General features: G+C 59.9%; 11 protein-coding genes. 8 read left to right on the forward strand and 3 right to left on the reverse strand.

Annotation, left to right across the window (positions count from 1 at the left end):
- Positions 1-8: 8 nt before the first annotated feature.
- Both ACZ5TH_RS09030 and ACZ5TH_RS09035 read right to left on the reverse strand, forming a co-directional pair.
- Positions 9-443, reverse strand: coding sequence for a CoA-binding protein (locus tag ACZ5TH_RS09030; RefSeq protein ID WP_464793681.1), 435 nt, complete (start codon positions 441-443; stop codon positions 9-11).
- Between the two features lie 65 nt (positions 444-508).
- Positions 509-1,468, reverse strand: a complete 960-nt coding sequence (locus ACZ5TH_RS09035) for an Mrp/NBP35 family ATP-binding protein (protein ID WP_464771246.1) — start codon at positions 1,466-1,468, stop codon at positions 509-511.
- Positions 1,469-1,562: 94 nt separating this feature from the next.
- Between ACZ5TH_RS09035 and hflK the strand changes: the two genes are divergently transcribed.
- From hflK to ACZ5TH_RS09075, 8 genes are all read left to right on the forward strand, one after another.
- Positions 1,563-2,669: an FtsH protease activity modulator HflK gene (gene hflK / locus ACZ5TH_RS09040; protein ID WP_464771247.1), complete on the forward strand. Its 1,107-nt coding sequence runs from the start codon at positions 1,563-1,565 to the stop codon at positions 2,667-2,669.
- Positions 2,669-3,520, forward strand: coding sequence for a protease modulator HflC (hflC, locus tag ACZ5TH_RS09045; protein WP_196224459.1), 852 nt, complete (start codon positions 2,669-2,671; stop codon positions 3,518-3,520). The genes hflK and hflC overlap by 1 nt, the downstream gene beginning before the upstream one ends.
- A 136-nt stretch (positions 3,521-3,656) precedes the next feature.
- Complete coding sequence (locus ACZ5TH_RS09050; protein ID WP_449474036.1) at positions 3,657-5,168, forward strand: Do family serine endopeptidase; 1,512 nt, start codon at positions 3,657-3,659, stop codon at positions 5,166-5,168.
- A 123-nt stretch (positions 5,169-5,291) separates the two neighbouring features.
- On the forward strand, positions 5,292-6,923 hold the full coding sequence (locus ACZ5TH_RS09055) for a helicase HerA-like domain-containing protein (protein WP_464793682.1): 1,632 nt from the start codon (positions 5,292-5,294) through the stop codon (positions 6,921-6,923).
- Positions 6,924-6,948: 25 nt separating this feature from the next.
- On the forward strand, positions 6,949-7,353 hold the full coding sequence (locus ACZ5TH_RS09060; RefSeq protein ID WP_464793683.1) for a hypothetical protein: 405 nt from the start codon (positions 6,949-6,951) through the stop codon (positions 7,351-7,353).
- A 106-nt stretch (positions 7,354-7,459) separates the two neighbouring features.
- On the forward strand, positions 7,460-8,764 hold the full coding sequence (locus tag ACZ5TH_RS09065; protein WP_464793684.1) for an MFS transporter: 1,305 nt from the start codon (positions 7,460-7,462) through the stop codon (positions 8,762-8,764).
- Positions 8,761-9,690, forward strand: a complete 930-nt coding sequence (gene cysK / locus ACZ5TH_RS09070) for a cysteine synthase A (protein WP_464793685.1) — start codon at positions 8,761-8,763, stop codon at positions 9,688-9,690. Before ACZ5TH_RS09065 ends, cysK begins: the two co-directional genes overlap by 4 nt.
- An 18-nt stretch (positions 9,691-9,708) precedes the next feature.
- Positions 9,709-11,022: a cell wall hydrolase gene (locus ACZ5TH_RS09075; RefSeq protein ID WP_464793686.1), complete on the forward strand. Its 1,314-nt coding sequence runs from the start codon at positions 9,709-9,711 to the stop codon at positions 11,020-11,022.
- A 340-nt stretch (positions 11,023-11,362) separates the two neighbouring features.
- Here the strand turns inward: ACZ5TH_RS09075 and ACZ5TH_RS09080 are convergent, their stop codons facing one another.
- Positions 11,363-13,084, reverse strand: a complete 1,722-nt coding sequence (locus tag ACZ5TH_RS09080) for an ATP-dependent nuclease (RefSeq protein ID WP_464793687.1) — start codon at positions 13,082-13,084, stop codon at positions 11,363-11,365.
- Positions 13,085-13,090 lie beyond the last annotated feature (6 nt).

Below are 13,090 nucleotides of genomic sequence, written 5' to 3' on the forward strand. Positions count from 1 at the left end.
GGAAAGCGCTAAAGCGTGTGGACCTGCGGGATATTGAAACGAGGAATGTCGATAGCGGGGCAGCGATCCATGACGACCTTCAATCCGGCAGCCTCCGCGCGCCGAGCGGCGGCCTCATCAATTACCCCCAACTGCATCCACACCGCCTTGGCCCCTGCGGCGATCGCATCGTCCACAGCCTCCCCCGCTGCTTCACTGCGACGGAAGATATCCACCATGTCGATTGGAACGCCGATGTCGGCTAGGCGTGCCCAGACAAACTCCCCATGCACATGCTCTCCCGCAATCTGCGGATTGACCGGCAACACGCGATAACCATGGTCCTGCAGGAACTTCATGACGCCATAGCTTGGACGGCCGGGTCGATCAGAGATGCCAACCAAAGCGATGGTTCGCGTTTCCCTTAAAAGGTCGGCAATTTCGTGCGGCAGCGTCAGCGGCATGTCCTTGTTTCCTTCTCGGCCATCCTAAAGACGCGGCATGCGATGAACCGTCCCCAACGCCGCCTTTAGCCCCGCAGCCAGGCCGCCACTTTACTCGCGATTGCAAGGAAAGCCTCGCCAGAGGCATCTTCCGTCGCTGCTGGAGGGTCGCCCGCGTCCGACCGGCGCCGAATGTCTATCGCCAAAGGAATACGCCCGAGGAAGGGCATGCCCATGGCTGAGCCAGCCGCTTCCGCCCCACCCGCGCCGAAAGGATCGGATATCTCACCGCAATGCGGACAGCTATACCCGGCCATATTCTCCACCAGCCCGATCAAGGGCACCTGCGTCTGCTCGAAAAGGCTGACCGCGCGCGTGGCATCGAGCAAAGCCAGGTCTTGAGGCGTCGATACGATCACCGCTCCCGCAGGCTTATGCTTTTGCACCATCGAAAGTTGCACATCCCCGGTCCCCGGCGGCATGTCCACGACCAGCACCTCAGTCTCGCCCCAATCGGCATCGATCAGCTGCGAAAGCGCATTGCCCGCCATAGGCCCGCGCCAGGCCAGCGCCTTGCCGGGTTCGACCAGGTGCGCCATCGACAGCATCGGAATGCCTAATGGGCTTTCGACGGGGATCAAATGCTTGTCGCGCGCTTGGGGCTTTTTATCTTCGCTGGCCATTAGCCTGGCCTGCGACGGTCCGTAAATATCGGCGTCCACCAGACCTACCGCAAAACCCATTCGTTTGAGGCCAACGGCAAGATTTGCCGAGAGGGTGGATTTGCCCACTCCGCCCTTGCCGGATGCAACGGCAATGATGCGGAGAGCCTTTCTTTCTGCTGTCATGGCGATCCGCACATCCTGCACACCTGCCACCGACAGCCCTCCTTCCCTGATCGCCGCAGCGACGGCATCCCGCCGTTCGGGGGAAAGGCCGCCGACATCCAGCGCCAGGCTCATGATTCCATCCTTGATCCGGGGCGTGCTGGCGCGGCCATCGGTCAAGGTCTTCAGGCGGGCGGCGAAACTCTCAAGATCGGTCATGACAGCGCCTCCTAGGCAATAATCGTTGCGAAGGGCACTGTTTTTCGCGACCCACCCTTCCTATAGAGACGGAATGAAGAGATTTTTCGGGTGGATGCCTGGCATCGCTAGCGCAATGGTCCAAGGCCCTTGGGGCGGCAAAAGCGACGGCCCGGGTGGCGATGAAGGTCCGGGCAAGGGAAGCGATGGCGGCCCCCGGAATCCTTGGACGCAACCGGGGAAGGCCCCGGGCGGCAAGGGGCCTTCCGCGATTGAAGAACTGCTGCGCCGCAGCCGGGAAAGTTTCGGCCAGGGCGGCGGCGGCGGGTTTGGCAACCTCCCGCCTCGACCAACCGGAAAGACGCTTTGGCCCGCTGCAGTCGGCATCCTCATCTTGCTGTGGCTCGTGCTCACTTGCTTTCACCGCGTCGGCCCGCAGGAGCGCGGTGTCGTGACGCTGCTCGGCAAATATAGCCGGACCTTGTCGCCGGGGATCAGCTTGACCCTGCCTGCGCCTTTCGAAAATGTAACTACGGTCGATGTGGAGGAAATCCGGGCCATTGATATCGGTTCACCCAGCGCCCAGAGCGAAAATCTGGTACTGACCGGCGACCAGAATATCATCGACCTTGCTTACTCGGTTCGCTGGAATATCCGCAGTCCTGAGCTTTATCTGTTCCAGCTGTCCGACCCTGACGCAACGGTTAGGGAAGTCGCCGAAAGCGCCATGCGATCGGTTGTCGCCAGCGCCAGCCTGGACGACGCGCTGGGTGCTGGGCGCACTGAAATCGAGCAGCAGGTCGAACAGCGGATGCAGGCGATATTGGACGGATACAGGTCCGGTATCCGTGTCCAGGGCGTCGCGATCAAGCAGGCCGATCCGCCGACTGCGGTCAACGACGCGTTCAAGGCGGTTTCTGCGGCGCAGCAGACGGCCCAAACATATCTGAACGAAGCGCGTGCCGCCGCGCAGCAGGTTACCGCCAAGGCCCAAGGCGAGGCTGCGGCGTTCGACAAGGTGTATGAGCAATATAGGCTGTCGCCCGACGTGACGCGCCGCCGCATGTATTACGAAACCATGGAGGGCGTCCTGTCCAACGTCGATAAGACGATCGTCGAAAGCGGCAATGTCACCCCGTTCCTGCCGCTACCGGAATTGAAGCGGCGCGCGCAGGGAGCGTCCGCTTCTTCCGGCTCCGCCGCTGCGGAAGGGGGCCAATAATGCCGACGCTTATCCGCCATCCCGTCGCTTTGGCGCTATCCGTCATAGCTCTGCTACTGCTTATCGGCAGCACCGTTGCCATCGTGCCCGAAACCAAGCAGGGCGTGATCGTGCGCTTTGGCGATCCGAAGAAGATCGTGAACCGCTATCGTGCCAACGAAGAGTTCGGCAAGACCGGTGCGGGCGTCATATTGCGCTGGCCGTTCATCGATCAGATTGTCTGGATCGACAAGCGCGTCCTGTCGGTCGAAATGGAAAGACAGCAAGTGCTGTCGACGGATCAGCTTCGGTTGCAGGTCGACGCCTTCGCGCGTTATCGGATCGTCGATCCATTGCGCATGTATATTGCGGCAGGGAATGAGGAGCGCGTTTCCGATGCCCTGCGGCCGATCCTGGGTTCGGCGCTCCGGAACGAGCTTGGCAAACGTCCTTTCGCTGCGTTGCTGTCGCCCGAGCGCGGTCAGGTCATGGACAATATTGAGGCCGGTCTCAATCGCGTGGCACGTCAATATGGGGCGCAGATCGTCGATGTACGGATCAAGCGGGCAGACCTGCCCGACGGCGCTCCGCTGGAAAGCGCTTTCACCCGGATGCGAACCGCCCGTGAGCAGGAAGCGCTGACGATCAGGGCTCAGGGCGCGAAGCAGGCGCAGATCATCCGCGCCGAAGCCGATGCGAATGCGGCGCGCATTTATTCGGAAAGCTTTGGCAAGGATCCGCAATTCTACGATTTCTATCGCGCTATGCAGGCCTATAGGCTGACCTTTGCGCCCGATCGGCCGGGCTCGACGACGATGGTGCTGTCGCGCGACAATGAGTTCCTGAAACAGTTTCAAGGCAAGGATCGATAACCGTGGAATGCGGAAGAGGGTTGTAGATCATTTCGGAACCAGCTTCATTCAATGAGGGTTAAGGCTGGGCGGCGCATCCGACTCTACCCAGAGTCCCGCCTTTCCTTCGCCAAAGTTCACGAGAGGACCGTCACGAGTGCGTTACGCTTATGCCCTTACCGGCGCCCTGCTGCTTGGTGGCACCGCCATCGCCGTAACCTCCAGCCCGAATGTCGGCGCGCAAGTCGCGCAAAATGAGGGCATGCAGGCCGCCGCGCCAGCAGGTGCCCCTGCCAGCCTGGCTGACATGGTCGAAAAGTTGCAGCCTGCCGTCGTCAATATTTCCACACGACAGCGCGTTCAGGTTCAAAACCCATTCGCTGGCACCCCCTTTGGCGATCTGTTCGGCCAGGGCCAAAGCGGCAAGCCGCAGACCCGCCAGGCCCAATCTCTCGGTTCGGGGTTCATCATCTCGGCCGATGGCTATATCGTCACCAACAATCACGTGGTGTCCGCAGGCGCCGAAGGCGCGTCGGTGGATGCGATCACGGTTACCCTCACCAATCGCGAGGAATATTCGGCGAAGCTGATCGGCCGTGACCCGGCGACCGACATCGCGGTGCTGAAGATAGAGCCGAAAAAGGCGTTGCCGTTCGTCAAGTTCGGCGACAGCACGAAAGCGCGCGTCGGTGACTGGGTCATCGCCATCGGCAACCCGTTCGCCTTGTCCGGCACTGTCACGGCGGGGATCATCTCGGCGGTACATCGCGGCACCGGCGGCACCTATGACAAGTTCATCCAGACCGATGCGTCGATCAATCAGGGCAATAGCGGCGGCCCGATGTTCGACATGCGCGGCAACGTGATCGGTATCAACAGCCAGATACTTTCGCCCTCTGGCGGCAACGTTGGCATCGGCTTTGCCATTCCGTCCGAACAGGCGGCGCCGATTGTTGACACGCTGCGGAGAGGGCAGAGCGTCAAGCGCGGTTATCTGGGGATCCAGATCAGTCCGCTGGGCGAAGACCTCGCCGATTCCCTGGGTCTTGCGAAAAATCGCGGTGAATTCGTTCAGGGCGTGGAACCGGGCAAGGGCGCCGACCGCGCCGGTATCAAGGCGGGCGACGTCATCGTCAGCGTGGCTGGGCAGGAAGTGACGCCGGACCAGAACCTGTCATCCATCGTTGCATCGCAGCCGATTGGCTCCCGCGTGTCGATCGTTCTGCTCCGCAATGGTCAACGTCAGACCGTAACCGCCATCGTCGGCCAGCGTCCGTCAGAGGATGAACTCAATAGCTTCGCCCAGCAGCAAGATGATGACTTCAATCAACAGCAGGATGACCAATCTAGCGGCGGACAGGCGACGCAGCAGTCGTTGGGCATTTCGGCCATTCCGCTCACGCCCAACATCGTTCGCCAGTTGGGCATTGCGGCGGATACGCGTGGAATCGTGATCACCGCAGTGGATTCTTCGACTGACGCAGGAGCAAAGGGCCTGCGCCGGGGCGATGTGATCATCACCGCCAACAACCGGCCCGTGGCTAGCCAGGCAGAACTGGACGCAGCCGTGCGTCAGGTGTCGTCGCAAGGACGTAACGCCATCCTGTTGCAGGTTCTACGTCGCGGCCAGCCTGCCGTATTCTTGCCTGTGCGCCTGCGGGACAAATAACCCGGCAACAGCGCATCGGACAACCATAGCGGGTCGCGCTTGCCGGAAGTCCTGTCTCGCCTTTAAGATGGCAAGACAGCACTTCCGACGGGCGCGGCCCGCCGCTTTTGGGGAGCATGACGCATGAGCGACGGCATTTTCATCGGTCTTGGCGCGGCGGACAAGGATGGCGGCATTCCACAGACGCTCAACCTGCGCCGTGCCAATCGTCATGGACTGATTGCAGGCGCTACCGGAACTGGCAAAACGGTAACGCTGCAGGGCATCGCCGAGAGCTTTTCCGCACTGGGTGTCCCGATCTTTCTCGCCGACGTGAAGGGTGATCTGTCGGGCATCGCAATGGCCGGTTCGCCGACCGCGAAGAACGCCGACAAGCTGGTCGCTCGCGCAAAGGAGATCGGCCTCGAAAATTATAGCTATGCCGACAATCCAGCGATCTTCTGGGACCTGTATGGCGAGCAGGGGCATCCGATCCGCACCACGGTCAGCGAAATGGGTCCACTGTTGCTGGCCCGGCTTATGGGCCTGAACGAAACCCAGGAGGGTGTACTCTCCATCGCGTTCAGATATGCCGATGATGAAGGGCTGTTGCTACTTGATCTCGGCGACCTCCAATCCATGCTGGCCTATTGCGCAGAAAATGCCGACGAACTGTCCAGCCGCTATGGCAATGTGACCAAGGCAAGTGTCGGCACCATCCAACGCCAGTTGCTGCAACTGGACAGCCAGGGCGGCGGCCATTTCTTTGGGGAACCGGCGCTCGACATTCACGACTTCCTGAAAGTGGATGATCAAGGGCGCGGCTATGTCAACATTCTGGCCGCCGACAAACTGATGCAGAGCCCCAAGCTCTACGCGACCTTCCTGCTCTGGCTCCTGAGCGAGCTTTTCGAGACGCTTCCCGAGGTCGGAGACCCGGAAAAGCCTGTTCTGGTTTTCTTCTTTGACGAAGCGCATTTGCTTTTTGACGACGCCCCCAAGGCCCTGACGGACAAGATCGAGCAGGTCGTCCGGCTGATCCGTTCCAAGGGCGTGGGCGTCTATTTCGTGACCCAGAACCCGATCGACATTCCCGAAGACGTGGCAGGACAGCTCGGCAACCGCGTTCAGCATGCACTGCGCGCGTTCACCCCGCGTGATCAAAAGGCCATAAAGGCCGCAGCCGAGACATTCCGCGTCAATCCGGACTTGGACGTTGAAACGGCGATTACGGAATTGAAAGTCGGCGAAGCGCTAGTCTCGCTGCTTCAGGAGGATGGCTCGCCCGGCATCGTCCAGCGCACCCTGATCGCCCCGCCCCGTTCACGTTTGGGGCCGGTAGACGCAAAGGAACGGGCGATCATTCAATCCATCTCCCCTTGCGCGGGCAAATATGATGACGCGATCGATCGCGAGTCCGCTGAGGAGATATTGGCCGCCCGCGGTCAAGCCGCCGCTGCTGCCTCGCAGGCCGCCAAGGCGAATGCTGAAGCAGACAAGGCCGCCGCCGTGCAAGCAAAATTGGAGGCCAAACAGCGGGAAGCAGAACTCAAGGAGCAGGCAAGGCGCGACGCGGCCTCCGCGCGTGAGGCGGCCAAGCCCTCTGCCCTCGACCGAGCCGTTCAGTCAGCCACCCGTTCGGCTGCCTCTTCGGTCGGGCGGCAGGTTGCCAATGAGCTCGGCCGGGCGGTATTTGGAGGAACCAGCCGCCGCTCCTCGTCAGGCGGCTTGGCGGGACAACTTGTGCGCGGCATATTGGGTAGCCTTTTCAAATAAAGGCCAGCCGCAGAGGAGGCATGATATGCATATCGGTAACATGGCTATTTGCGCCATCAGCCTGACAATTACCTTGCCTGCCCACGCGCAGGATTATCGCGATCTGCACCGTGCGGCCGATGCAGCAATTGTCAGCGATATCGTTCGTGACCGGCAGGAGGAACGTGACGCGAGGCGGCAACCTTATGCCTCTCCTCGATATGGCTCCATCCATAGCGCAGCCGCAGCGCGCAATGCCTGCGCGGCCAAGGCCCGTCAGGAAGCAGGTCCGGGTGCACGCATATTGGGTCGCGTCGAAGCGAGATCCATGTCGACTGGATGGGAGGTCGAAGGAGCGGTCGGCACGGCTGATGACCGCCGGTCTGTTCCCTTTGTTTGCTCGGTTCGCAATGGGTCGGTGAGCGGCATCCTGCTCGACCCCGACCGCTAAAATAACGAGGGGGGACGAAAGCGAGAGTTTCGCGGCTGCAAAAACTGCTTTTGCCATTCTCTACCGCTGTAATTGCGTAATGCGGTGCAGGCGGTAAGGAAATCATATGAAGGCCCCCGCCGACTCCCGTCACCCGCTGCGCTTCGGCGATTTCCGCGCCTATCTGATGGGGCGGCTGGCGGGCGTACTGGCCCAATATGGCATGATGACCGTGCTTGGGTGGCAGGCGTACAATATCGCACGCGAAAGCATGAGCACGTCGGGCGCCGCCGCTCAGCTCGGCCTGATCGGGTTGGCGCAGTTCGTGCCTCTTTTCTTTCTGACCCCGCTTACCGGTTGGGTCGCGGATCATTTCGACCGCCGCGCCATTGCGCGCCTGACCTTGGCACTGCTCATGGCAGCGTCGGGATTGCTGGCTTTTGCAACCTATGAAGGCTGGGTGAGCCTGCCCCTGATTTTTGGCATCGCCGGCGTGGTGGGAATTACGCGCGCGTTCAATGGGCCTGCCTACAGCGCCTTGGCGCCCAACCTAGTGCCGCGCGACGTGCTGCCCAATGCGATCGCGCTGTCCAGCGTTGCATGGCAGGCAGGGATGATCATCGGTCCCGCCTTGGGTGGTTATGTCTACGCCATGACGCCCTGGGGCGCTTATGCTCTTACATCGCTACTGTTCGCGATTGCCCTTTGGGGCATGTTGCTGATCGGCCCAGTCAAACAGCCGCCCCGCGACACAAGCCGTCATCCAGTCCGGCAGATGCTTGACGGCTGGACCTATGTGCGATCGAACCGGCTCGTGATGGCCACCATCACTCTGGACCTGTTCGCGGTGCTGCTGGCAGGAGCGACGGCGCTGCTGCCAGTCTATGCACGTGACATATTGAAGGTTGGATCGGCGGGACTGGGGCATCTGGCCGCGTCTCCCGCTATCGGAGCAGCCATCGTCGCGCTTTTCTTCTCCTTCCGACCGATGCGATCGGAGGTAGGGTTGAAGATGCTGGGCGCGGTCATGATCTTCGGGCTGTCGACGATCCTGTTCGGCGCCACTGCCTTCATTCCCCGCAATATTGCGATGGAGATAGGCATCGGCGCGTTGGTGCTGTTAGGCGCTGCGGACATGGTGTCTGTTTACGTGCGCCAGTCGCTGATCCAGCTTCACACGCCCGATGCGATGCGTGGCCGGGTATCCAGCCTTTCACAACTCACCATTTCGGCGTCGAACGAATTGGGTGAAGCGGAGTCAGGCTTCCTCGCCGCGCTGGTTGGTCCCGTTGCGGCCGTGATTGGCGGCGGGATAGGCGCTATAGTCATCACAATTTTATGGGCGCGGCTCTTTCCCGAATTGCGCCTTGCACGTACCTTTGACCCACCCGACCTAAGGGAGGCCGAGATCAGCCAGGAGAAGGCCAAATGAAAGCTGCCAATATTCTCGAAACCATCGGCAACACACCGCATATTCAGGTGAGCCGCCTGTTTGCAGACGCGCCTGAGGGCACCGAAGTCTGGATCAAATCGGAACGCTCCAACCCGGGCGGATCGATCAAGGACCGTATCGCGCTTGCGATGATCGAAGCTGCCGAGGAGTCGGGCGATCTGAAACCCGGCGGAACCATCATCGAGCCGACGTCTGGCAATACGGGCGTTGGCCTGGCTATGGTCGCGGCGGTGAAGGGTTACAAGCTGATCCTCGTCATGCCGGAAAGCATGTCGGTGGAGCGGCGCCGGTTGATGCTGGCTTATGGCGCATCCTTTGATCTGACTCCTCGCGAGAAGGGCATGAAGGGCGCAATTGAACGCGCGCTGGAACTGATCGAGCAAACGCCCAATTCCTGGATGCCGCAACAGTTTGAAAATGCCGCGAATATCGATGTGCATGCTCGCACGACCGCGCAGGAGATCGCGACTGATTTTGCGGACAGCCCGCTTGATGCTCTGATTACCGGGGTCGGCACGGGCGGTCACATCACGGGTGTTGCCGAGGTACTCAAGAAACTGTGGCCCAACCTGAAGGTCTATGCAGTCGAGCCTACCCTTTCGCCAGTCATCAGCGGTGGACAGCCGGGTCCCCACCCCATTCAAGGTATCGGCGCTGGCTTCATCCCCGCGAACCTGCACACGCAGTTGCTCGACGGCGTGATCCAGGTCGATCCGGCCGATGCCAAGGAATATGCCCGCCGCGCGGCGCGGGAGGAGGGCATGCTTGTGGGCATATCTTCCGGCGCAACCTTGGCCGCAATCGCGCAGAAGCTGAAGGAGCTTCCGTCCGGCAGCCGCGTTCTGGGTTTCAACTATGACACTGGCGAACGCTATCTGTCGGTGCCTGACTTTCTGCCCGAATAGGATGGCGCAGGGTCAGGAATGATCGACGCTTCTACCAGCAGCCAGCCACATCGCGCGATGTGGCTGATCTGGCTCCTGCTATTTGCCGGTTTGCCTGCGCTGGTAGCGCGGTGGGATGCACGGGCGCCTGCTGCCGGTGCGGCACGGTCGGCGCTGGTGCAGCGTGGGCTGATGAAGCGCCCGACCACAGCGGCACCCGTTGTGCAGCCGGTGGAGCTTTATACGTTGGATCAGGATCAGGCGCGGGCGTTCAACGGGGCTGTGCCTTTCTCGCGGCTCCCCAATCCGGCAGCGCGGCCGTTTGTGTTCACTGGCTCGGAAAGCGACCTGGCGCGGGCCACGGACTGCCTGGCGGCCGCGCAGCTTTACGAAGCGGGCGATGACGCGGTGGGCGAGCGCGCGGTGGCGCAGGTGGTGCTGAACCGGGTTCGGCATCCCGCTTTCCCCAAAACGGTGTGCGGGGTCGTGTTTCAGGGGCAGGAACGATCGACCGGCTGTCAGTTCACTTTCACCTGCGATGGCGCGCTGGCGCGGACGCCGGGGGAAGAGGCATGGAACAGAGCGCGAGACATCGCAAAGGCCGCGCTGGCGGGCAAGGTGTTCAAGCCGGTCGGCTATGCCACCCACTATCATACGGATTGGGTCGTGCCCTACTGGAGCGGCAGCCTGGACAAGATCACGGCGGTGGGGACGCACCTTTTCTTCCGCTGGCGGGGATGGTGGGGAACGCCGCCTGCTTTCCGGTTGGCGCGGGATAGTGTGGAGCCGGTGATTGCGCGGATCGCCCGACTGTCGATGGCGCATCAGGACGGGAACAGCGAGGGGTCGGGCGTTCTGGCGCCGGGTAGCAGTCTGGCGGCTTTGACGACCAAGCCGCAAGAGGCGATCGGCGCGGACTCGCTGGGCCGGATAATGGGCGGCGTAAGGTTGATCGCGATCGCGCCGGGAGCGCGGAGCTTTCTGGTGGAACTTGGCAAGGGGACGACGCCCGACAACTGGCCGGTGATGGCGCAGACTTTCTGCGCGGGGCGGCCGGAGTGTCGGATTATGGCTTGGCGGGCGGGGAGCGCTCCTGCCGGGTTTCCGCTGTCGGGCGATCAGATGGAAAGCATGAGCTTTGCCTATATTCACAATAGCGGGACGGGATTGCAGCGGGCCTTGTGGAATTGCGGGCAGACGGCGCGCGAGGACAAGGGAGAATGCATGCGGCAGCGGGTGCCGGTGGAGCAGGTGAATGTTCCGCCGCCGCTGAACGGAGTGCGGCGGAAGGAGCGGTTTGAGACGGTGACGATCGTGCCGCCGGTCAAAGTCATGAATGAAATGGCGAATTGAACGCGTTTTCGGGGGTTTCCTATTTTTCCTATTTTGGGAGGGGCCTTCCCTCACCCTCCCTTCGGCGGTGGGGTGGGGATTGGGGGCCGCCTTTCTTCCTACGCACCTGACAAGCGGGACGCATGACCGGCTGCTATCCGATACCGTCAGGATGCATGCTGCCCTCCGGGCAGCGGGCGTCAAGGCTGATATTTACGTTGCAGAAGCCATGCCCCACGCGGGTTTTGGCCGGCAAACGCTGGAAGATCGAGCAGTGCTGAACGACAGCCAATGGCCGATTGCGGAATGTCGGCTTTCCGCCTCACCTTGGCAAAAACTCTCTTACGACGATCTCAATCCGTCAGTGCGGCATACCGCGACGTTCAGGGTCATCGATCCAGAGACGGGCTGTTTCGATGAACTCCCATACGTCGTCGTCTCCCGCATTGACATAAAACGCGTCGTCAGGATCGGCTCCCATTGCTTCAAACATAGCGAACAACCAATTTTTCTTTGACACCTGTTCTTGCATTTGCGATTTTAGCCAACACTCTAATTCACCAACTGGCACAAACATTATACCAAAAGATGCAAATTTTTTAAGCAAAGCGATTGCATCGATCTTATCGATATCTAACGCATTAACACCAAGTTTTTTGCAATTAGCGCGTCCAATATTTTCCATCGCAGCTTTGATTGATGCTCGTTCATTTTGCATAATATGCAGGTCGGCCACGTCCAGATTCACTAGAGACCAAATTGGTCCAAATTCGTCGCTCATAAGAACATCGAAATCGAATATTGCGAGCGCGGGCACGCCTAAACGTCGCAGAGGCTCAACCAACCTAGGTATCGTTTGCCAGTTCTGCGCGTTCATAAAGATACAATCTTCGATACCTCGCTCGGCAGCACTCATGCGCGAATTGATTTCTTCGTAGAACGCCCGGTCCGCATCGGCTTCGCAGACAATTGCGCCGCGATGAAAAAGCGCCCTTAAACTGTGCGCGGAGCGAAGAAGCGGATCATTCATCAACTGGCGGATTTCCGCGGGGTCGAGGGAACGCGCGCTTGCCAATCCGCCGGTATAGGTCAATCTCACAATCCGAAGATTGGGTTCAGATTGCATGCAACCTAGCAACAACTCTGAGCTATGGCTCGCAATGATCAATGAGGCATCGCGATCTCGGGCCGCTTTTGCGAGCACTTTGCCAACACGCCGAGCGAGGGTTGGATGCAGAAATGCCTCGGGTTCGTCGATCAAAATAATTCTATCCGGCAACGCTAAGACAGCGGCAACAAGTCCTACTGAAGTTTGGACGCCGTCACCAAGCGACTGGATGACTGGTGCATCTCCGTGAAACCGACGGGCGTTATCATCGACCGCCTGCTCCTCCGTTTCGTTTGCAGGCGCTCGGTTGCTTAAGCGGACACGGAAAGTAGTCATGGCCGTTGGATCAACGACAAAAAATTTTCCGAAAGCCTGTTCGGTGAATTTGCGAACCGCTTCGCGAATAGGCTTGGACATGAAAAGATGCCACAGTAAATTCTCAGGCGTCTTCTCAAGGTCTCCTGTAGGTTTTGGATCAATCAGTTCAAATCTAGTTCGACCGTCTAGGCGCGTTGTAAAGAATCGGACGAAATACTGACGAAGAGCGTCAAAGTTTCCATCGTTATGCCAATCAACGAAACTTGTTTTTGGTATCTGAATTCGGAGTTCTTGCTCGTTATTTCGCGAGCGGGGGCGAAAGAACCAGATATTTCCGGGCTGCATTCCTTGCCCTTGCGGAGCTTCCGTCTGGTATATCTTCATCATTCGATCGACGGCCTCGCCGTCCTGAGGCATAGTAATTTCAATTTTTTCTAGAAGCGCGGATGGCGCTTCCAAGCCCGAGCAATGAGCCTCAATTTCGCGCAGAGTCTGACTTTTTCCCGCGCTGTTCGGTCCAACCAATATAGTGACATTCGGACATTCAATTTCGAGAGGGGGCTGGCTAGGAGCACTACCCGCTGCAAATCGAAGACGACCAATCCGTAAAGTATCTTGCATTTGGCTTTCCCACACTATCCGGCTTGCATAGATCATCATCTA

The sequence above is a fragment of the Sphingobium sp. TomTYG73 genome, assembly GCF_055394245.1.

What these genes read in the sequence shown, in the direction of transcription:
- ACZ5TH_RS09030 (WP_464793681.1), bottom strand. Translation starts at nt 443, where the DNA reads ATGCCGCTGACGCTGCCGCACGAAATTGCCGACCTTTTAAGGGAAACG.
- ACZ5TH_RS09035 (WP_464771246.1), bottom strand. Translation starts at nt 1,468, where the DNA reads ATGACCGATCTTGAGAGTTTCGCCGCCCGCCTGAAGACCTTGACCGAT.
- cysK (WP_464793685.1), top strand. Translation starts at nt 8,761, where the DNA reads ATGAAAGCTGCCAATATTCTCGAAACCATCGGCAACACACCGCATATT.
- ACZ5TH_RS09075 (WP_464793686.1), top strand. Translation starts at nt 9,709, where the DNA reads ATGATCGACGCTTCTACCAGCAGCCAGCCACATCGCGCGATGTGGCTG.
- ACZ5TH_RS09060 (WP_464793683.1), top strand. Translation starts at nt 6,949, where the DNA reads ATGCATATCGGTAACATGGCTATTTGCGCCATCAGCCTGACAATTACC.
- ACZ5TH_RS09055 (WP_464793682.1), top strand. Translation starts at nt 5,292, where the DNA reads ATGAGCGACGGCATTTTCATCGGTCTTGGCGCGGCGGACAAGGATGGC.
- ACZ5TH_RS09080 (WP_464793687.1), bottom strand. Translation starts at nt 13,084, where the DNA reads ATGATCTATGCAAGCCGGATAGTGTGGGAAAGCCAAATGCAAGATACT.
- hflK (WP_464771247.1), top strand. Translation starts at nt 1,563, where the DNA reads ATGCCTGGCATCGCTAGCGCAATGGTCCAAGGCCCTTGGGGCGGCAAA.
- hflC (WP_196224459.1), top strand. Translation starts at nt 2,669, where the DNA reads ATGCCGACGCTTATCCGCCATCCCGTCGCTTTGGCGCTATCCGTCATA.
- ACZ5TH_RS09065 (WP_464793684.1), top strand. Translation starts at nt 7,460, where the DNA reads ATGAAGGCCCCCGCCGACTCCCGTCACCCGCTGCGCTTCGGCGATTTC.